Annotated in this window: 13 protein-coding genes; 11 read left to right on the forward strand and 2 right to left on the reverse strand. The window is 65.7% G+C overall.

From position 1 onward, the window contains the following. The first annotated feature begins 14 nt into the window (after nt 1–14). Complete coding sequence (locus Q8Q80_RS17945; RefSeq protein ID WP_305634230.1) at nt 15–1,553, forward strand: histidine kinase; 1,539 nt, start codon at nt 15–17, stop codon at nt 1,551–1,553. Beyond that, the gene (gene narL / locus Q8Q80_RS17950; protein WP_305634231.1) at nt 1,550–2,200 is read left to right on the forward strand and encodes a two-component system response regulator NarL; all 651 of its coding nucleotides are present in this window, start codon (nt 1,550–1,552) and stop codon (nt 2,198–2,200) included. Before Q8Q80_RS17945 ends, narL begins: the two co-directional genes overlap by 4 nt. A gap of 106 nt (nt 2,201–2,306) precedes the next feature. Here narL and Q8Q80_RS17955 read toward each other — a convergent pair whose 3' ends face one another. Further along, nucleotides 2,307–4,007 (reverse strand): APC family permease, encoded by a 1,701-nt coding sequence (locus Q8Q80_RS17955; RefSeq protein ID WP_305634232.1) that lies wholly within the window; start codon nt 4,005–4,007, stop codon nt 2,307–2,309. Nucleotides 4,008–4,058: 51 nt separating this feature from the next. Continuing rightward, nucleotides 4,059–4,850 (reverse strand): TorF family putative porin, encoded by a 792-nt coding sequence (locus Q8Q80_RS17960; RefSeq protein WP_305634233.1) that lies wholly within the window; start codon nt 4,848–4,850, stop codon nt 4,059–4,061. A gap of 808 nt (nt 4,851–5,658) precedes the next feature. On the opposite strand from Q8Q80_RS17960, the gene Q8Q80_RS17965 reads away from it, so the two are divergent. The 9 genes from Q8Q80_RS17965 to Q8Q80_RS18005 all read left to right on the forward strand — a co-directional run. Beyond that, complete coding sequence (locus Q8Q80_RS17965; protein ID WP_305634234.1) at nt 5,659–7,020, forward strand: NAD(P)/FAD-dependent oxidoreductase; 1,362 nt, start codon at nt 5,659–5,661, stop codon at nt 7,018–7,020. A gap of 112 nt (nt 7,021–7,132) precedes the next feature. Continuing rightward, nucleotides 7,133–9,415, forward strand: coding sequence for a DUF1989 domain-containing protein (locus tag Q8Q80_RS17970; protein ID WP_305634235.1), 2,283 nt, complete (start codon nt 7,133–7,135; stop codon nt 9,413–9,415). 260 nt (nt 9,416–9,675) lie between these two features. Further along, entirely contained in the window at nt 9,676–10,788 is a 1,113-nt protein-coding gene (locus Q8Q80_RS17975) for a J domain-containing protein (protein WP_305634236.1), read from the forward strand. A 377-nt stretch (nt 10,789–11,165) separates the two neighbouring features. Continuing rightward, a complete protein-coding gene (locus Q8Q80_RS17980) occupies nt 11,166–12,284 on the forward strand; it encodes an aminomethyltransferase family protein (RefSeq protein WP_305634237.1) in 1,119 nt (372 codons plus the stop codon). A gap of 78 nt (nt 12,285–12,362) precedes the next feature. Next, the gene (locus Q8Q80_RS17985) at nt 12,363–12,959 is read left to right on the forward strand and encodes a dimethylamine monooxygenase subunit DmmA family protein (RefSeq protein WP_305634238.1); all 597 of its coding nucleotides are present in this window, start codon (nt 12,363–12,365) and stop codon (nt 12,957–12,959) included. Then, entirely contained in the window at nt 12,956–13,915 is a 960-nt protein-coding gene (locus tag Q8Q80_RS17990) for a PDR/VanB family oxidoreductase (protein WP_305634239.1), read from the forward strand. The genes Q8Q80_RS17985 and Q8Q80_RS17990 overlap by 4 nt, the downstream gene beginning before the upstream one ends. Nucleotides 13,916–13,925: 10 nt before the next feature. Beyond that, nucleotides 13,926–14,969: a DUF3445 domain-containing protein gene (locus Q8Q80_RS17995; RefSeq protein WP_305634240.1), complete on the forward strand. Its 1,044-nt coding sequence runs from the start codon at nt 13,926–13,928 to the stop codon at nt 14,967–14,969. 171 nt (nt 14,970–15,140) lie between these two features. Next, nucleotides 15,141–17,981 carry an autotransporter-associated beta strand repeat-containing protein gene (locus tag Q8Q80_RS18000; protein ID WP_305634241.1) on the forward strand — a complete coding sequence of 947 codons (2,841 nt, stop codon included), beginning with the start codon at nt 15,141–15,143 and terminating at the stop codon, nt 17,979–17,981. A 2-nt stretch (nt 17,982–17,983) separates the two neighbouring features. After that, on the forward strand, nt 17,984–19,790 hold a 1,807-nt coding region (locus Q8Q80_RS18005), incomplete at its 3' end, for a DUF6531 domain-containing protein (protein WP_305634242.1).

Here is a 19,790-nt window from a genome sequence, read left to right on the forward strand (position 1 = left end):
CCGGATTGACGGTCATGCTGGCCGGCTGCGCGCTGTGCGCGGCGCTGGCCTTCTGGGGCAGTGTCGAAGTCGAACGGCAGTTTTCGCAGATTTTCGGCCGCATGGTCGCACTGTGTGCGGCGCCTGCGGCGGCCGAAGGGGCGCTGTGCGAGGTGGTGGCCGGCGTCGAGCGTGCATTGCTGGAACGGGTGGCCGTGATGCTGCTGCTGCAGGGGCTGTGCCTGCTCGCCATCATCGTCGGTTGCACGCTCATCGCGCACCGGGCGTATCGACTGCTCGTGTGCCGCAGCGAGGCCGCATTGAGCCTGATGCCGGAAAGCAGCCGCGCGCGCGGGCGCGACGAAATCGAACGGCTGGTCGAAAGCCTGGCCGAACTGACGGCGCGCCAGGCCGGACTGGAGGCAGAAGTGAGCTGGCGCCAGCAGGTCACGGCCGAACAGTTGCGGCGCAAGGCACTGGAACTGCAGACGCTGCATCAGGTGGCGCGCACCTTCACCAACAGCGAAGTGTCGGCGTTCAGCCTGCTCGGCGGCCTCGCCCAGCTGGAATCTGCGCTCGGTGCGCGCACCGTCGCGCTCAGCCTGGGCATGGTCGCGCGGCAGGCACTGGGTGCCGACGCCGTTCTGGCGACCCATGGCGAGCCGGCCATTCTGGCTCAGCTGGCCGACCAGCCGGCGGCGCGAGAAATCACCGCGCGCGTGGTGCCGGCGGGCGCAACCGGGCCGACCTGTTCGCTGGTGCTGCCGGTGTGCCGCGGCGATCTGGCGCTCGGCACGCTGGTGGCCGAATTTCCCGAGCATGCGCGGGTCGATGACCCGCAGGTCAAGCTGGCCGAAAGCTTCGCTCATCTGGCCGCACTTGCCTTGTCCGGCGTGAGCCGCAGCCAGGAGGAAAGGCGGGTGGCACTGATGGAGGAACGCACGGCGATCGCCGGCGAACTGCACGATTCGCTGGCGCAGTCGCTCGCCTACATGAAGATCCAGGTGGCCCGGCTGCAACGCGGTCTCGATCGCGAAAAGCACCCGGCCGATGTCGCGCAGGCCGCGCGCGAACTGCGCGAGGGGCTGTCGGCCGCCTACCGCGAGGTGCGTGACCTGATCGCCGCCTTCCGCGTGCGCATGGGCCCGGGCGGCCTGCTGTCGTCGGTGCAGGCCACGGTCGACGAGTTCGCGCAGCGCAGCGGTCTCGACATCAGTTTCGTGCACGATCTGGGCCGATGCCAGCTTGGCGTGAACGAGGAGTTTCACGTCATGCAGGTCATCCGCGAAGCGGTGTCGAACACGGTGCGCCATGCGCGGGCTTACCATGTCTGGATCAGCATGCATTACGGGCCCGGACATCTGCTCACCGCCATCGTGGATGACGACGGCCGCGGCCTGACCAACCCCTATGCAGAGACGAACCACTATGGCCTGTCCATCATGCGCGAGCGCGCCAGCTCGCTCGGTGGCGAGGTATCCGTGGTACACCGACCGGGTGGCGGCACCCGGGTGCAGCTGGCCTTTGCGCCGCAGAAGCTGCCGGCCGACATTCTTTCCGAAGTGACGACATGAGCATACGCATCCTGCTGATCGACGATCATCCGCTGTTCCGCAAGGGCGTGGCCCAGCTGGTGCGCGCCGATGACGAACTCGAACTGGCCGGCGAAGCCAGCGACGGCGTGAGCGGTATCGCGCTGGCCGCCGAGACGGATCCCGACCTGATCCTGATCGACCTCAACATGAAGTCGGTGAATGGCATCGAAACGCTGCGCCGGCTCAAGGCGGCGGGCCTGCGCGGCCGCTGCGTCATGCTGACCGTGTCCGATGACGAACGCGACGTGCTGGATGCGATGAAGGCCGGTGCCGACGGCTATCTGCTGAAGGATATGGAACCGGAAGAGCTGTGTCAGCGCATCAAGCAGTCGGTGGCCGGCACCGTGGTGCTCGACGGCAGTGTCGCCGGCTTGCTCGCCCATGCGCTGAACGCGCCGCCAGCCGCCAGTCACGCCGATCTGACTGAACGAGAGCGCGAAATTCTCGGCCTGCTGTCGGACGGGCGCAGCAACAAGGAAATCGCGCGCGTGCTCGGCATTTCCGATGCGACGGTGAAGGTGCATATCAAGCACGTGCTCAGCAAGCTCAACATGAAAAGCCGTCTCGAGGCGGCCGTGTGGGCGCTGCAGAACCCGCAGTTCCGGCGGGTGGCCGCTCACGACTGAGGCGCGCGGCGCCGTCTGGTGCCGGCCGGACCCTGAATGGAAAACCGGCAGACGACAGCCCATGGGCTGCCGCTGCCGGCTGTTCAGCACAACCGCTGGCGAGTACTCAATACACGGCCAGGCTGTGCGACACCACCACCACCACCACGCCCGCTGCCAGCGTCACGTAGGGCAGCACCCCGGCGCGCTTGCCGCCTGACGGCAACTGGTCATTCAGGTGCATGTCCTCGATCATCGCATCCGGAAACTGCCCCTTGTCCTGCACGTAATGGCGATACAGGAACACCGGAATGATCAGCGACGCGAACACCAGACCGGCAGTCAGCGTGCCTGCGCCGTAGATGTCGGCACCCAGACCCATCAGTGCGAGATTGACGAAGGCGAGCACGACACCGATGCCGAGGATGATGTTCGGTGCCTTGAACGGACGCTCCCAGTCCGGGCGGTCGATGCGATGGATCCAGCCGGAGTTCAGGTTCAGGAAGTTGAAGATGATGTAGCCGACATTGGAGCAGGCCAGCACGAACACGTAGTCCGACAGCATCAGCAGGATCAGGTTGAAGCCGAGGTCGGTCCACATCGCGCGCGTCGGCGCGCCATGTTCATTGACGTGCGACAGATAGCGCGGCAGCCAGCCGTCGACCGACGCCTGATACAGCGTGCGCGACGAACCCGCCATCGACGTCATGATGGACAGCAGCACCGCCAGCACCAGCATGACCACCAGCACGTTCGCCACCATTTCGCCGCCGCCCACCATGTGCGACATCACGTTGGCCACACCCATGCCGCTGTACACGTCGGGTGCGAGCATGCCGCTGTAGACCGCGGGCGAGGACACCGTGCCATCCGCCTCGACCACCGGCGGCGTGACCACTTCACCCAGACCGAGGTGACCCTGGAAGGCCAGCGGCACCAGCGTGAACACGACGATGCACAGCAGACCGGAGAACAGGATCGCCTTGAAGGTGTCCTTCTTCGGGTCCTTGAATTCGCGCGTGTAACAGACCGCCGTTTCAAAGCCGTAGGTCGACCACGCGGCGATGAACAGGCCGCCGGCCATCAGCGTGACGCCCGCCATGTTCCATGAACCATCGACCACCAGCCCGTTTTCCCAGGCGATGGGCACCATCGGCGAGAAGTGGGCCGACGGCATGTCGCCGGACAGCAGCGGTACCAGCGCGATCAGCATCAGCGGAATCAGCGCCGTGATGCCGAGCACCATGGTCGTGCGCGCCGAGCGCAGGATGCCACCGTGCTGGACGCCGAACACCGCCAGCAGCAGCACGACACCGACCAGGAAGGTCGCGTTGATACGCAGCTCGAGCCCGGACCTGATGAAACCCAGATCGACCAGCGTCAGTTGCCAGGTGTTGATCGCCGCGTCGGCCGGGAACAGCGCACCCAGTATGTAGCCCGCTGCGAGCCCGGAGCCGATGGCCAGCACCGGCGACCAGGCAAACCAGTTGCACCACACCGACACCGGCGCAATGATCTTGCTGTAACGCACCCACGCCACCGCACCATAGACCGACGCGCCACCCGACTTGTGCGGGAACAGGCCGGCGATCTCGGCGTAGGTGAAGGCCTGTATGAAGCCGAAGCCGATCGACAGCGCCCACACCATCCACGACGGCTTGCCCACGGTGGCGGCGATGGCGCCGATGGAAAACAGCACCAGCGCCGGTACCCCGCTGGCCACCCAGAACGCACCGGTCCAGTCGATCTTCCGGTGCAGTGAAGCACTTTCGGCGCGGCTGGCTGACCGCACCGGCGCCGCTCCGATCACATCCGCATTGCTGCTCATGTCATATCCCCTTTATGCGAAGAGGGCTGCATCGCGGCAGCCCTTCGGTCATCAGAACGTGCGCTTGACGTACAGCAGCCACTTGCTGTCGCCGGTGTCCTTGCAGCGCGTTGCCGCGCCGCCGACGTTGTCGCAGATGGTGTAGAAGTTACTGTCCGCATTGGTGTTGATGTAGGCGACCGCCGCCTGCCAGCCCCCGTCGAAGTTCTTCGTCACGCCGACCTTCCAGTCGGTGAAGTCGTAGTCGTCGTAATTTTTCACCTTCTGGTGACCGACGTGCAGATTGGCGATCCAGCCCGGCATGAACTCGTAATTCGCGTTCGCTTCCAGATAGTCCGAGCCGTCCGAATCGGCGCCGAAAGCCTTCTTGCTGAAACCGAAGTAGTCGGTCACCGCGTACGAGTACTTCAGCTGGATGAACTTCCAGGTCACAGCGGCGTTCAGCTCCAGCGTGTTCAGGCTTTCGCCGGACGGATCGTACTTGCCGCCGGGGAAGATGAACTGCAGGAAGCCGACATCGAAGGTGAAGTCGTCCACCGTCTTCGCAAAGCCGCCATACACGTCGATCTCGCCGGTCGCGTTCGACAGCGCCAGATCGCTGACGTTGGTCCCCCACACGCCGAGGTAGAGCCCGCTCTCGTGCGCGACATCGAAGCCGCCCTGCACGGCCGGCTTTTCCTGCGTGTAGCTGATGCCGCGGAAGATGTACTGCGAGAACACGCCCACGTTGGCGCTGATCGTGTACGACGGCGCCGGCGCCTCTTCCGCCTGTGCCGCGAACGGTGCGACGAGCAGGCCCAGCAGCAGCGCGCTCAGGGTCTTGTGACGAAAACGTTCATGCATGGTGCTCTCCTGTGATCCACGGTTGTCGGGCGATCTGTACGACGGATGACGGGCCCAACGTCGTCCGTCTGTCTTGCGTCACGGCAGCCGGCCTGGAAACCGGTTGCCGTGCGTTGATGCTCGGGAATGAGGGTGCTGCAGGGTGACGCGCCGGTCGCGCCAGTGCGCCCGGAGGTCTTGATGTGGGACCGATTATTGAAACGTCGCTGCCGTGCGAACAATTCTCACAAGGGATTACCCACTAATGGGTAAGGCGCCACGGCAGCAAGAGACTCCCGACGCCGCTCGCCCGCCGTAGGAGCGGACCCTGTCCGCGATGCGAGCGTTGATCACGCGACATCGTGTGTTCGGAGACCGCATCGCCTGCAGGGCAGGCTCCTACGAAAACCGCGATGGCTTCACGACTGGCGATGTTTTTCGTAGGAGCGGACCCCGTCCGCGATGCGAGCGTTGATCACGCGACGTCGTGTGTTCGGAGACCGCATCGCCTGCGGGGCAGGCTCCTACGAAAACCGCGACGGTGTTGCCTTGCGTAGGAGCGGACCCTGTCCGCGATACGCGCGTTGATCACGCGACGTCGGCCATGTTCGCGCACCCATTCGCCTCCGCGGCACGCTCAATGGAGCTGTGTGCCGGCGCCTACCCCCTAATGGGTAACTCCTCTTGAGAATTGTCCGCACCGGTCGCGCTTCGCATCATTCGCCGCACCTGACGTACGGCGCGAAGCCGGACGTCCGGCGGGCGACCCGGCGCATGCGGCGCCGTCGCAGCCGTATCCCGAACGGAACTGACAAGAGGAATCCACAGCATGAAAAAGCGTGTTGCCATCATCGGCGCCGGCCCCAGCGGGCTGGCCCAGCTGCGTGCCTTCCAGTCTGCTGCGGCCAAGGGCGCAGACATTCCCGAACTGGTGTGTTTCGAGAAGCAGTCGGACTGGGGTGGCATGTGGAACTACACCTGGCGCACCGGGCTGGACGAGCACGGCGAGCCGGTGCACGGCAGCATGTACCGTTACCTGTGGTCGAACGGCCCGAAGGAATGCCTGGAGTTCGCCGACTACACCTTCGACGAACACTTCGGCCGTCCGATGGGTTCCTACCCGCCGCGCGAAGTGCTGTGGGACTACATCAAGGGCCGCGTCGAGAAGGCCGGTGTGCGCAAGCACATCCGCTTCAACACCTCGGTGCGCAACGTGACCTGGGACGACGCGACCCGGCTGTTCACGGTTACCGTGCACAACTACGAGCAGGACCTCACCTACTCGGAAACCTTCGACTTCGTGGTGGTGGCCAGCGGCCACTTCTCGACGCCCAACGTGCCGTATTTTCCGGGTTTCGAAACCTTCGGTGGTCGCGTGCTGCATGCACATGATTTCCGCGACGCACTCGAATTCAAGGGCAAGGACGTGCTCATCGTCGGTGCCAGCTACTCAGCCGAGGACATCGGCTCGCAGTGCTACAAGTACGGCGCACGCTCGATCACCAGCTGTTACCGCACCAACCCGATGGGCTACAAGTGGCCCGACAACTGGGACGAAAAGCCGCAGCTGCTGCGCGTCGACGGCCATATGGCCCATTTCGCCGACGGCAGCAGCAAGCACATCGACGCGGTCATCCTGTGCACCGGCTACAAGCACCACTTCCCCTTCCTGCCGGAAGAGCTGCGCCTGAAGACCGACAACCGCCTGTGGCCGCTGAACCTCTACAAGGGCGTGTTCTGGGAAGAGAACCCGGCGCTGATCTATCTCGGCATGCAGGACCAGTGGTACAGCTTCAACATGTTCGACGCCCAGGCCTGGTACGCACGCGACGTCATGCTCGGCCGCATTCCGCTGCCGTCGCCGGAAGCCATGCACGCCGAAGACATGGCCTGGCGCGAAGAGGAACTGACGCTCGAAACGGCGCAGGAAATGTTCGAATTCCAGGGCAAGTACATCGGCCAGCTGATCGACGCCACCGACTACCCGAGCTTCGATATCGCCGCGGTCAACAAGACCTTCCTCGAGTGGAAGAACGACAAGTACGAGGACATCATGGGCTACCGGAACAAGTGCTACGCTTCCCTGATGACCGGCACCATGGCGACGCCGCACCACACGTCATGGCTCGAAGCGCTCGATGATTCGCTCGAGGCCTACCTGAACGAACCGGCCGACCAGGAACACGCCTGACCTGCTGCAGCGTGCGGGCGGCATCAACGCAGATGAGCCCGCATCCGATGAACCCCGTTGCGGTCCGTCGCGCCCCTGCAGCACGGCGCCGGACTGCGGGTGACCGCATCTGATGAACACGATAGTCGAACCTTCTTTCAACCCGTCGATCTCCGCCCGTCCGCGTCCGGCGCATGTCCGTCATGTCGCACCCGGCGGTGCCACGGTCGCGTTCGACCTGGCAGCCGGCGACCGGGTCACGCTGATCGATCCCGAAGGCCTGCAGCCCGGTGACCTCTATCTCGCCGGGCCGGCCGGCCTCGCGGCCGCCATGCTGCCGGGCGTCGCACTCGACGCGGTCGATGCCGCCGGCACACCGGCCGCTGCGCTGATGCACGGCGCGCCCGCCGGCTGGCGTCTGCTGCGCGCCCGCCTGTTCGGCGCCGACAGCCTGCCCGGCGCGCGATGCGACTTCACCGCACCGGGCGCCCTGCGCTGCCTGCTGCACGCGCCGGGCACCGACATGACGCCCGATGCGCAGGACGCGCCGACCGAACTGATCGCCGACATCGTCCGCGCCGAGCCGCTCAGCGGTCAGGCGCCGCCGCCGCTGGCCGAACCGGTGCTCGACCTGCGGGTCGCGGCCGGCACGGCGCACGCCTACCGCGTGAAGGCCGGCGACTACATCCAGGTGATCGACGTCGATGGCCGGCAGTGCTCCGACTTCCTCGCCTTCGACGCCGAAGCACTCGCGCGCGGTCAGGAATACGACCTCGACCCGACCACCACGCGCACGCTGACCGGCACCGCCAGTCCGGGGCCCGGCCTGCTGTCGAAGTATTACGACGAGCGGCAGGTGGCACTGGTCGAAGTGGTGCGCGACACCGTCGGCCGGCACGATACCTTCATGCTCGCCTGCAGCGCCAAGTACTACGACGACATGGGCTACCCCGGTCACGCCAACTGCAGCGACAACTTCAACAACGCGCTCGAACCGCTGGGCGTGGCGCGCCGGGCCGGCTGGCCGGCGATCAACTTCTTCTACAACACCATCGTCAATCACGACGACAGCATCGGTCTCGACGAGCCGTGGTCGCGTGCCGGCGATTACGTGCTGATGCGCGCGCTGACCGATCTGGTCTGCGCCTCGTCGTCCTGCCCCGATGACATCGATCCGGCCAATGGCTGGTATCCGACCGACATCCACGTGCGGGTGTATGACGCCTCGAACAACTTTTCCAAAGGGATCGCACACCGCATGACGCCCGACGCCACCCCCAGACTGACGCGCGAATCCGGCTTCCACGCCCGCACGTCCGCGCTCACCCGCAACATGGTCGAGTACCGCGGCTTCTGGCTGCAGACCTCGTTCGCCGCCAACGGCCCGATCGACGAGTACTGGGCCTGCCGCGAGCGCGCCGCGATGATCGATCTGTCGGCGCTGCGCAAGTTCGAAATCACCGGCCCGGACGCCGAAGCGCTGCTGCAGCGGGCCACCACGCGCAACATCCGCAAGCTGGCGGTCGGCCAGATCGTCTATGCCGCGCTGTGCCATGAACACGGCGGCATGATCGACGACTGCACCGTGTTCCGCCTGGCGCAGAACAACTTCCGCCTGGTGTGCGGCGACGACTGGTGCGGCGTGTGGCTGCGCGAACTGGCGGCGCAGCACGGCCTGCGCGCCTGGGTGCGTTCATCCACCGACCAGCTGCACAACCTGTCGGTGCAGGGACCGAAGTCGCGCGACATCCTGCGCGACATCGTGGTCACGCCGCCGACCAGCGCTTCGATGGATGAACTGAAGTGGTTCCGCTTCTCGGTCGGCAAGATCGACGGCTGCCCGGTCGTCGTGTCGCGCACCGGCTACACCGGCGAACTGGGCTACGAGGTGTGGTGCCATCCGAAGCACGCCGTGCAGGTGTGGGACGCGGTGGCCCGCGCCGGCGAGCCCTACGGCATCGCGCCGATGGGTCTGGCCGCGCTCGACATGCTGCGCATCGAAGCCGGGCTGATGTTCGCCGAGTACGATTTCTGCGACCAGACCGATCCGTTCGAAGCCGGCATCGGCTTCGCCGTGGCGGCCGACAAGGAAGACGACTACGTCGGCAAGGCCGCGCTCGAGCGCCGCAAGGCCCACCCGGCGCGCGTCATGGTCGGTCTGGACATCGAAGGCAGCGAGCTGGTGGCGCACGGCGACCCGATCTACAACGGTCGCGCACAGATCGGCCAGATCACCAGCACGACCCGTTCGCCCATCCTCGGCAAGACGATCGCCTTGGCGCGGCTGGACGTGTCGGCTGCCGAACCGGGTGCCACGGTCGAGATCGGCAAGCTCGACGGCCACCAGAAACGCATCCACGCGAAGCAGGTACGGTTCTCGCACTATGACCCGGAGAAGGCGCGCGTCCGGGGGTGATGCAGAAGCACGATTCGGGATGCAAGGGGACGAGGCGCGGGGGGGGGGGGCGTGTCGCGCTGCGGTGCGCGGGTCGCCGAGAATCCGTCGCAGCGAGGAAAGGGGGATGGCTGCAATGCGGGCATCCCCTTCGTCGTTCCGGCGATGCGTGCGCGGCTTGCTAGAATCCGGGCATTCTTTCGCCGGGTGTCGCGGCTTGCGCATGCCACCCGGGTGCGCCCCTTTTCAGCCCTTTCGCCCCGCGATCTTTTCTGCCTGCCATGGATCTTTTCGACGACGCTTCCAGCCTGCCCATCCAGATCGAACCCGGTGTTTCCGCTCCGCTGACCAAGGAGCAGAAATCGTTCAACAGCCTGATCAAGAAGATCGAAGCGCGCCGTGCCGTACTCGCCGAGTGGCAGGCGACGCAGCCCGCCATCGCGCAGGTGTACGCGCGGGACCTGCTGCCGCTGCAGGAGCAATGCACCGATCTCCAGGGCCAGCTCGCGGGCGCCTACGATGCGGCGCACGACCGGAAGGGCGTGACCCAGGGCGAACGGAACAAACTCGCCGCGCTCATCGTGGAACTGACCGAGGCCGTACTTGAGTTCAAGAGCGACGACGATCTCAAGCGCCTGTTTTCCAAGTACACGCAGTCGGACTTCGACGAGCAGGAAGCCGGACGCCTGGACGACATGAAGGCCATGCTGGAGGATGTGCTGGGCATGAACCTGGGCGACGATGTCGACATGAGTTCGCCGCAAGACATCCTGAAGCAGGTGGAAGCGCAGTTCCATGCGCAACAGGGCGCGCAGCAGGCGGCCGCATCGACGCGCAAGAAAAGTCGGCGCGAAGAAGCGCGCGCAGCGAAGCAGGAAGCGGAACAGAAGCAGATGAGCCTGTCGATCCGCGAAGTGTTCCGCAAACTTGCCAGTGCCCTGCACCCCGACCGCGAGCCCGATCCGGCCGAACGGACGCGCAAGACGGCGTTGATGCAGCGGGCCAATACCGCCTACGAAAACGGCAACCTGCTGCAGCTGCTCGAACTGCAACTCGAACTGGAACACATCGACCAGGCCCATCTGGCCTCCATCGCACCCGAACGCCTCAAGCACTACATCAAGATACTCAAGGGGCAACTGGCCGATCTGGACACGGAAATCGAAACCATCGAGCACGGCATCATCATCGACTTCGGTCTGCCGCCTTTCGCGGCCATCCGTCCGAAAGACCTTCAGGTCATGCTGGCGCAGGACATCCGCACCTGTAACGACCAGATCGTTGCATTGCAGCAGCAACTTGCCGTCGCAGCCGATGCGAAGGAACTGAAAGCCTGGCTGAAGACACTCCGCATGCATCGCCGGGCCTGTCCGGACTTCGACACGCCGTTCTGACCAGCCGGTTCGCGCAGCCACGCTCTCGCCCTCACCCGGCGCTTCGCGCCACCCTCTCCCGCTGATGCGGGAGAGGGGGAAAGACCCCGCGGCCGCTCCCCTCTCCCACATCAGTACAGTAGGCAAGCGGTCGGGTTTGCGCCTGAAGGCGTGCCGGTTTTCGTAGGAGCCTGCCCTGCAGGCGATACGGCTTCGAAACACGCGGTCGTCGCCCGATCGACCGCCCTATCGCGGGCAGGGCCCGCTCCTACGAAAGGCTCGCTACCTCCAAGTAGGTAATCCCTCGTGAGAATTGTCCCGCACCCACCCGGACAACAGAATCAATCCCGGATCGACCGCGTTGCGCGGCGACATGTCAGACAGGGAGACACCGGGAAATGCAGAGGAATTCGATTCTGAACGAGCGGCACCGCCAGCTCGGCTCCAAGCTCGACGGCGACACGTGGAACTTCATGCCCATCCCGTGGAGTTACAGCAGCTGTCCGCACGATGAAGTGGTCGCCACGCGCACGCGCGCCGGGCTGTACGACGTGTCGGCGCTGAACATCGTCAACGTGACCGGGCCCGATGCCGAAGCCGTCATTGACCGCCTGGTCACCATCGATGTCACGAAGCTGAAGCCGGGCACGGCCCGTCTCGGCGGCGAAGTGAACGAAGCCGGTGCGCTGGTCGACGACATCATGATCATCCGCGACGCCGCCGACAGATTCCGCATTTCGCACGGCAGCGGCGCCACGCCGAAGACGCTGGCCGCGCTGGCTGCGGGCAGGAGCGTGACCATCACGTCCGATCAGGACGTGCACATCCTGTCGCTGCAGGGGCCGCTGTCGCTCGAGGTGTTGAAACCGCACACGCCGACCGACCTGGCTGCGCTGCCGTATTTCAGCCACGTCGACACCACACTGTTCGGCAAGAAGGTCACGCTGGGCCGTGGCGGCTACTCCGGCGAGCGCGGCTACGAGGTGTATTGCAGTGCGGCCGACGCCGTGTTCCTGTGGGACACGATTCTCGAAGCGGGCAAGCCGAAGGGCGTCATCCCGTGTTCATGGACCGCGCTCGATCTGACGCGCGTCGAAGGCGCGCTGCTGTTCTTCCCGTTCGAAATGCCGGAAGGCGACACCACGCCGTGGGAAGTGAACATGGACTGGGCGGTCGACCTCGACAAGGCGGGCGACTACATCGGCAAGGCCGCGGTGCTGCACCTGAAGGGGCGCGAGCGCGTGAAGCAGGCCGGCATGACGGTGCTGCACCACGCAGCGGTCGAAGCGGGTGCGAAGGTCTATGACGGCGACACCGAAGTCGGCGTGGTCACGTCGGCCTCCTACAGCCGCCTGCTGATGCAGTCGCTGGCCATGGTGCACCTGACGCCGGCGAAGTCGTCGATCGGCACCCGTCTGACCATCCGCAGCGAGGCCGGCAATCTGGCGGCGCTGGTGGTGCCGACGCCGTTCTACGACCCGCTTCGCCAGCGTACCCATCCCGACAAGAAGCGCTGATCGCGCATCGACGCCAGCCCGCTGCGCCCAGACGCGCGGCGGGTCGGCGAGCTCTCTCCCCTTGCCACGAGACGCCGCATGTCCACCCCTGCCATCAAAAGCCAGCCGGTTTACACCGCGCTCGAATGGGACCGCGCCGGCACCCATCACGTGCTGTTCGTCGCGGCCGATGAGGCGGCGCTGGCGCGCCGACTTTGGGCGCAGCCGCCTGCCGCCGGCCCGATCACGCTCATCCTCCAGCATGCCGGCGGCGAACCGCTGGCTGGCTGGCTGGCCGAGCGACCGCCCGGCGTTCACACCATCGCCGCCGCGACGCTGGAACTTGCATTGAAAGCGCTGGGCGACACGCTGCGCGCCGCCCAGATGGGTACCCGGCTGTATCTGGTCGGACCGGAAGACGCCATCTGGCAGGCGGCGCGCCTGGCCGACGGCTTCGGCATGAGCCGCGACGAAATGCGCCTGATGCAGGCGGGCACGCGCGCCCGGCCGGTGTTCTGCGTGCATTGCCGCACCGTCACGCGCGGCGTGCACACCCATATCGTGCCGTGCAGCGGCTGTGCGCGTGCGCTGTTCGTACGCGACCATTTTTCGCGTCGTCTGGGCGCCTACATGGGCTTCCAGATCGACGCCGAAGCGCCGGGCGACATCCCGGCCGCGGAGGTGATCTACCCATGAGCCACGCATCCCTGAACGTCGAAATCGGCCGCATCCGCGACCTGGCGCCCGGCATCCGGGAGTTCAGCTTCCGGCGCAGTGACGGCGCCGACTTCCCGGTCTTCTCCGGCGGCAGCCATACCGTGCTGTCGCTGCCGCTGGGCGATCGCCTGCACCGAAACCCGTATTCACTGCTGGGCGACCCGTCGGTGCGTGACACCTGGCGCATCGCGGTGCGCCTGCAGGAGACGTCGCGCGGCGGCTCGCGCTGGCTGCACGAAGCGGCGCGCGAAGGCATGCGGCTCGACATCTCCGCACCGGTCAATCTGTTCGCGCTGAACCGCACCGGTCGCCGCCACATCCTCGTGGCCGGCGGCATCGGCATCACGCCCATCCTTTCGCAGGCGCGCGAACTGGCGCGTCTGGGTGCCGACTTCGAAGTGCATTACGCCTACCGCGCGCCGGAGTTCGGCGTGTTCGCCGACGAACTCGAAACGCTGGCGCACGGCCGCATCCGCCACTACGTGCAGTCGCGCCGCGAACAGATCGAATTCGGCTCGCTGCTGGCCGGTCGCCCGCTCGGCAGCCACTTCTACATCTGCGGCCCGGCCGGCATGGTGGCCGCCAGCCTGAATGCCGGCAAGTCGCTGGGCTGGCCCGACAGCCATCTGCACAGCGAACAGTTCCTCGCGCCGAGCGGCGGCGAGCCTTTCGACGTGAAGCTCGCGCTCAGCGGCCACACCTTCAGCGTGCCGAGTGACCTGTCGCTGCTCGAAGCGATCGAACAGCAGGGCGTCGATGCGCCCTATCTGTGTCGCGGCGGCGCCTGCGGCCAGTGCGAACTGGAGGTGCTCGGCGCCGACGGCGAGCTGATCCATCACGACCTGTATCTGAGCGCCGACGAGCGCGCGTCGGGCACGAAAATCATGCCCTGCGTGTCGCGCCTGAAGGGCGGCTGCCTGACCCTGAACCTGTGAGGACGACGACATGACCCTAGCCTTCAAGCCGGACGAAACCTTCCGCGACGACTACACCTACCGCAACTCGCCGGCCGCCATCCGCCGCTTCCCCTTCCCCTTCCATCAGGACCAGTACATGTACTCGGTCAACATGGAACCGCACGCGGGCGGGCCGGCCGGCTCGGTGTATGAGCATGCGTTCGACATCGACGAGCACTACATCGCCGAAATGCGCGACCGCGCCATCACGCTGGAGCGCGACCCGGGCCGCTGCGTGTCGCTGCCGCACATGATGGACGCCGAGTGGGACACGCTCGAACTACTCATGGAATCGATGGCGCGCGACTACCCCGATCTGTTCGTGCTGAACAAGGACGGCGATCGCTGGCACTGGGTGAACAAGCCGCTGGGCATCGACCAGTCCTTCACCTTCGGCGACGCCGCCACCTTGCCGTGCCCGCCGTTCGAATACATCACGCGCCAGACCCAGGGTGATTTCGTCATCATGGATCAGCGCAACAACGACCTGTTCGCCGATGCCGGCATGATCACCTCGCAGGCCGACTGGTCGCTCACCTTCGACGTCGGCATGAGCTTCATGGAATGGCACGGCCCGGTGCCGCTGGCGCACGAGCTGGGCGTGTTCGAGCGCGCACTCAAATACCTGCTGATGCTGCAGCAGGGTCGCCCGGTGCGCCGCCTGAACTGGACCATGACGATCAACCCGCGCCTCGATACCGCGCCCGAAACCTATCCCGAATGGGGTCAGGACCGCGCCAGCGTCACGCCGGACAATGTCGGCGCCAAGGTGCATCTGCGGGTGGAACTGCAGACCCTGTTCCGCCTGCCGCGCAGCAACGGCATGCTGTTTTCGATCCGCGGCTATCTCGCCAGCATGGAAGAACTGGCGACCTACCCGCGCTGGGCCAGGCGCCTGAACCGCGTGCTCGGCTCGCTGCCGAACGAGCTGGCCGAATACAAGGGTCTGGTGCGCTACCGCCAGACCACCCTCGACTGGTTGGCCCGCCACGACGACGGCGCCCCGCTCGCGGTGGGCACGCAGCCGGAATAGCGGCGGCTGGCCGACTTGATGCGCCGCAACTTCGCCGGCGCGCGATGCCGGCCTTGCATATCACCACCGCCGGGCCGGATGTCGGATCAGGTCCTGCGTCATGCAAATGTCACCTCCGGGTAGCGATGTCGGGCGATACTGGTACGCATTCAATATGCGTACGGGTTCGACATGTCTTCGGGAAAATACCCCATCGTTCTGCTGGCGCTAGCCCTCGCGGCGCCCCTGCCGGTGGCGGCGGGGCTTTACGATGGCCCGGTCGATCCGACGTCGTTGGCGGCCGCGTATGAGGGTTGGCGCAAGCTCAAGGACGAGGTGTACCTCATCGTCCCGAACAACGGCGCCATTTACGGCGGCGGGTTCAACCTTTGTTGCAGTTCCGGCGTCGTTTTCCATGGCGAATCCTACGGGCCCGACTACTGGCCGTGGCTCCACTCCTGGTCCGCCTTCAGCGACGCCGATCTGGGCGACCCCGGTGCAACGCTCTACCTGGGTTCGGAGCTGCTCGTCATCGGGGCAAGTTTTGACACCTTCCGCGATGTCGTCATCGGTTACACCATGTCGCAGTCCGGAGTCCATTACGTCGACCTTCCGATTCTGACGCCTGATGGCACGCCGGTGCCTGCGCCGACGCCGATGCCGGTCGTACCCCGACCGGCCGGGCCGGCCTGGATCGACACGCAGGGCAACACCTTCGGCATCCACGGCCAGGTCACGGCTCACCAGACGCTGTACAAGCAGGGTGCGGGCACGCTGCGCCTGACGCATGCAGACAACGTCTGGCATGCCGCGCCGGTGGTGGATGACGGCGTGCTGGCTGCACATGCCGCGAGCCTGCAGACGGATGTGTTGCTGCGTGGTGGCGCGTTGATGTTCGAACAGTCCGACACCGGTCACTTCGATCACGTCGTGTCGGGCACCGGCACGGTGGTCAAGGCGGGCAGCGCCGAACTGCTGCTGACCCGCGCTCAAACATTCACCGGCGATCTGCATGTAGCCGAAGGTCGTCTGACCTTCGCCGCAGATGCCGACCCCGGTCAGAGGCCGCGCATCCTGGTAGAGCTGGATGCCACGCTGGACCTTGCTGCCCGGACGACGACAACCGAAGCGTCGAGTGTGGCGGGTGCCGGCGATGTGGTTCTCGGCAGCGGCGCGCTGCTGATCAGCGGCGTGCCACAGCTGGACGACACCTTCGCCGGTCGGCTGTCCGGGGCCGGCATGCTTGAGGTGGGCAGCAATGCGCGCATCGAACTGACCGGGCACAACACGCAGGCCGGCGGCACCCTGGTGCGCGGCACACTGATCGCCGGCAGCGACTTCAGTCTGGGCGCGGCCGGGCAGGCCTTGCGTCTCGATGGCGGTCGGCTGCAGTTGTCGTCGGCGCTTGAACTGGCGCGTGCGCTGCACAGCGTCGGTGACAGCGCCGTCGATCTCGGCGATCACCGGCTCACCCTCGCCGACAGCCTGTCCGGCGATGGCACGCTCAGAAAGTCCGGCAGCGGCGAACTCGCGCTGACGCAGGCTGGCCGCTTCACTGGCACGGTGGATGTGGGCGCCGGCACGCTGGCGCTGCAGGGGCGCGGCAGCACCGGGGACGCAAGCCATATCTATCTGGCGCACGACGCGGTATTCGATCTCAGCGCGGCGGATGGCGCGCGCACGCTGGCCGGTCTGTCGAACCTTGGAGGCGGCGCCACGGTCAAGCTGGGTGACAACGCGCTGCGCGTCCACCAATCCGGGGGCCGCCGGGTTTTCGGCGGTCGCATAGAAGGGAGCGGTGCATTCGAAAAGGACGGCAGCGGCACACAGGTCGTCGGTGACGCGGCCTGGACGGGCACCACGCGCGTCCTTGCGGGCGAATTGTCGGTCAGCCCCGGGCTCGCCAGCCAGCGCGTGGAGAACGAGGGCGTGCTGCGCATGACAAACGCCGACACGGCTGCGTGGTCGGGTGAGTTGTCGGGCGCTGGCCGCTTTGTGAAATCAGGCGAAGGCCTGCTCTGGCTGCGCGGTGCCAACACGCAGGCGTTTGTCGAGGTTCAGCAAGGCGCGTTGGTCGGTCGCAGCAGTACGCTCGGCCGCGACATCGACGTGGCCCACGGTGCCGGCGTGGGATTCTTCATCGACGAAGACGACACGCACCATGGCACGGTCCGCGGCGCGGGCGTGCTGTACAGCTATGGCAACGGCGCGCTGACGCTGGCCGGCACCTACGCTCACAGCGGCGGCACCGCCATCAGCAATACGCTGCGCATCGACAGCGATGCCCGGCTGGGTGACCCACGCGCCGGCCTGCTGATTGCCGGGGGCACGCTGCAGGCGCTCGACGATCTCACACTGCGCCGGCATATCGCGCTCGGCGCCGATGGCGGCACGCTCGACAGCAACGGCTTCGACATCACGCTGATCGGCCGCATCGACGGACCGGGCGGTTTGACCAAGGCGGGCAGCGGCCGGCTGACCTTGCTGGGCGATTACGACTACGCCGGTCACACCGTGGTCGCCGCCGGTGAACTGGTATTCGGCGGTGCGCTCGAGGGCAGCTTTGAAGTGCTGGCCGGCGCACGGCTGGTCGCCTCGGGGGTCCTCGGTGGCGACATATCGGTCAGCGGAGGCGGCAGCCTGTTGCTGACGGGCGAAGCCCTGTCGGTAACCGGCCTGATCGACCTCGGCGGCACGCTGAACTTCGACCTTGCCGGTGGCTTGCGCACCGGGCCCATGCTCGCCGCCGGCACGCTGATGATTTCGCAGGCGGCCGAACTTTCACTGGTCGGCTTCGATCCCGCACACCGCGCGCAACGCATCGAGTTGGCCCGGGCCAACGAAGTAGTGTTCGCCGAAGCCGGCCGGCTCGCACTGTCCGGTGACCTGACGCAGGCGGGTTACCGACTTGAGGTATCGAACGGCACGCTGGCCCTGATTGCAGCGCCGGTACCTGAACCTTCGACGATTGTTTTGTTGCTGGCGGGGTTGGGGGTTGTTGTCTGCCGTGTCGCGTTCGCCAGAGATTGCTGAAAATGACCTTTGACTTGTCAAGTTCGGAAATGGTGTCTTTCGTTTCAGAGCGCGGTCAGAAGCTACTTCGCTCAAATTTCGTTGCATTGCTGCTGCTGGTTCCGCACACATCAGTAAATGCCGAGGAGCCTCAGGCTTGTTTGTTCAATGACCATGGCTATGTCTTTTATGGAGCGAGCCATCCGGAGGTTTTCGATCTTGTCGAAAGTGCACTCAATTCGAACCCGGTGGATCCCTACACCTATGTGCTTGATGACAGGTACAACACTGGCTACACATGGCTTGGAGAAGGTCGTGTTGCGGGTAGCGTCTACTCGCGTTACGCCACGCTCTTTAACGATGACGGGTCGGGCCCTTATTCTTGGAGGCCTCTCTACAACGTCACTTGTTGCCCCAGCGGTTCAACACCGGAATACTATTTGGCGTGTCGCGCCGACCAGTGGATCGCTGCGGCAAGCGCCAAGCAGTCAGACCAACAGTGCCCGTCGCTCAGGCATCCGGTTTCGCTGGCCAGCGGCAACAAGTTCCTCCTCCAGCGGGACATTCAGTCCGGACCGATTGATTTCTCCCGAACGTACAACAGCCTGAGCACGCGAGCGGGCTACACGGAATTGATCACGGGCAGTCCGAGTGGCGTCATGCCGCTCGGTGCCGGCTGGACATTCGATTACCAGCAGCAGATCCGGCTGCCTTCGGATTCAACCACGACGGCGTGGTCGATTCGCACCGGGGGTCGGGTACTGACGTTTCAGCTCTCCGGCTCGACATGGAATGCGGAAGCGGACGTGAGCGACCGCCTGATCGAGCTCAAGAACAGCTCAGGCGTTCGTACAGGTTGGCGCTACTGGGACGCCGCAGAGGAGCGCGCTGAGACCTTCGACGCGTCGGGCAAGCTTGAGTCAGTGCGCGAGCGCGACGGCACCGTGCGCACGGTGACCTACAGCGATGGCACGGATGGCAGCGTGTCGGGCAACGGCGGCTTCGTCCTGGATGCGTCCGGCAATCCGACGACGACGGTGCTGCCCGCCGGTCGTCTTCTGCGCGTACAGGACAGCCAGGGCCAGAAGCTCACGTTCGGACACGACGCGAGTGGCCGCATCGTCAAGGTCACGAATTCGGCCGCTCAGTCGGTGCGCTACGGCTACGACGGGGCCAACCAGCTGACTACGGTTGCTTACCCGGACAGCACGGTCCGCACCTATCACTACAACGAAGCCGCTCATACGGGTGGGGCCAACCTGCCGGGTGCTTTGACCGGCATCACCGACGAGAACGGCGCCCGGTTTGCCACCTACGAGTACAACAGCGACGGTCGTGCCATCGGCGAGTCGCTGGCAGGTGGGGCGGATGCCGCAACGCTCGCCTACACCCAGAATATCAACCGCAACGTCACCCAGACAGTGGTGACGGATGCGCTGGGCACGGCGCGCACCTACAGCTTCGCCACCCAGTTCGGCGTCACGCGCTCGACCGGTGTAAGCCAACCCGGAGGTCCGGGGTGCGGCGCGGCCTCATCTGCCATCACGTACGACGGCAACGCCAATGTCGCAAGCCGCACCGACTTTGCGGGGAACAAGACCTGCTACGGCAGCGATCTTGCGCGCAACCTTGAGACGGTACGCGTTGAAGGGCTCGGTGCCGCAGACGCCTGCCCGGCGACACCGGCTGGCTACAGCCCGACGGCCACCCAGCGTCGAATCAGCACCGAGTGGCATCCGCTGTGGCGCCTGAAGGTGCGCGAGGCACAACCGAAGAAGATCACGACCTGGGTCTATCACGGCCAGCCGGATCCGACGGCAGGCGGGGCGA

Source organism: Methyloversatilis sp., from assembly GCF_030698125.1.
In the GTDB taxonomy this organism is placed as follows: domain Bacteria; phylum Pseudomonadota; class Gammaproteobacteria; order Burkholderiales; family Rhodocyclaceae; genus Methyloversatilis.

What these genes read in the sequence shown, in the direction of transcription:
- Q8Q80_RS17945 (WP_305634230.1), top strand. Translation starts at nt 15, where the DNA reads ATGCTGGCCGGCTGCGCGCTGTGCGCGGCGCTGGCCTTCTGGGGCAGT.
- narL (WP_305634231.1), top strand. Translation starts at nt 1,550, where the DNA reads ATGAGCATACGCATCCTGCTGATCGACGATCATCCGCTGTTCCGCAAG.
- Q8Q80_RS17955 (WP_305634232.1), bottom strand. Translation starts at nt 4,007, where the DNA reads ATGAGCAGCAATGCGGATGTGATCGGAGCGGCGCCGGTGCGGTCAGCC.
- Q8Q80_RS17960 (WP_305634233.1), bottom strand. Translation starts at nt 4,850, where the DNA reads ATGCATGAACGTTTTCGTCACAAGACCCTGAGCGCGCTGCTGCTGGGC.
- Q8Q80_RS17965 (WP_305634234.1), top strand. Translation starts at nt 5,659, where the DNA reads ATGAAAAAGCGTGTTGCCATCATCGGCGCCGGCCCCAGCGGGCTGGCC.
- Q8Q80_RS17970 (WP_305634235.1), top strand. Translation starts at nt 7,133, where the DNA reads ATGAACACGATAGTCGAACCTTCTTTCAACCCGTCGATCTCCGCCCGT.
- Q8Q80_RS17975 (WP_305634236.1), top strand. Translation starts at nt 9,676, where the DNA reads ATGGATCTTTTCGACGACGCTTCCAGCCTGCCCATCCAGATCGAACCC.
- Q8Q80_RS17980 (WP_305634237.1), top strand. Translation starts at nt 11,166, where the DNA reads ATGCAGAGGAATTCGATTCTGAACGAGCGGCACCGCCAGCTCGGCTCC.
- Q8Q80_RS17985 (WP_305634238.1), top strand. Translation starts at nt 12,363, where the DNA reads ATGTCCACCCCTGCCATCAAAAGCCAGCCGGTTTACACCGCGCTCGAA.
- Q8Q80_RS17990 (WP_305634239.1), top strand. Translation starts at nt 12,956, where the DNA reads ATGAGCCACGCATCCCTGAACGTCGAAATCGGCCGCATCCGCGACCTG.
- Q8Q80_RS17995 (WP_305634240.1), top strand. Translation starts at nt 13,926, where the DNA reads ATGACCCTAGCCTTCAAGCCGGACGAAACCTTCCGCGACGACTACACC.
- Q8Q80_RS18000 (WP_305634241.1), top strand. Translation starts at nt 15,141, where the DNA reads ATGTCTTCGGGAAAATACCCCATCGTTCTGCTGGCGCTAGCCCTCGCG.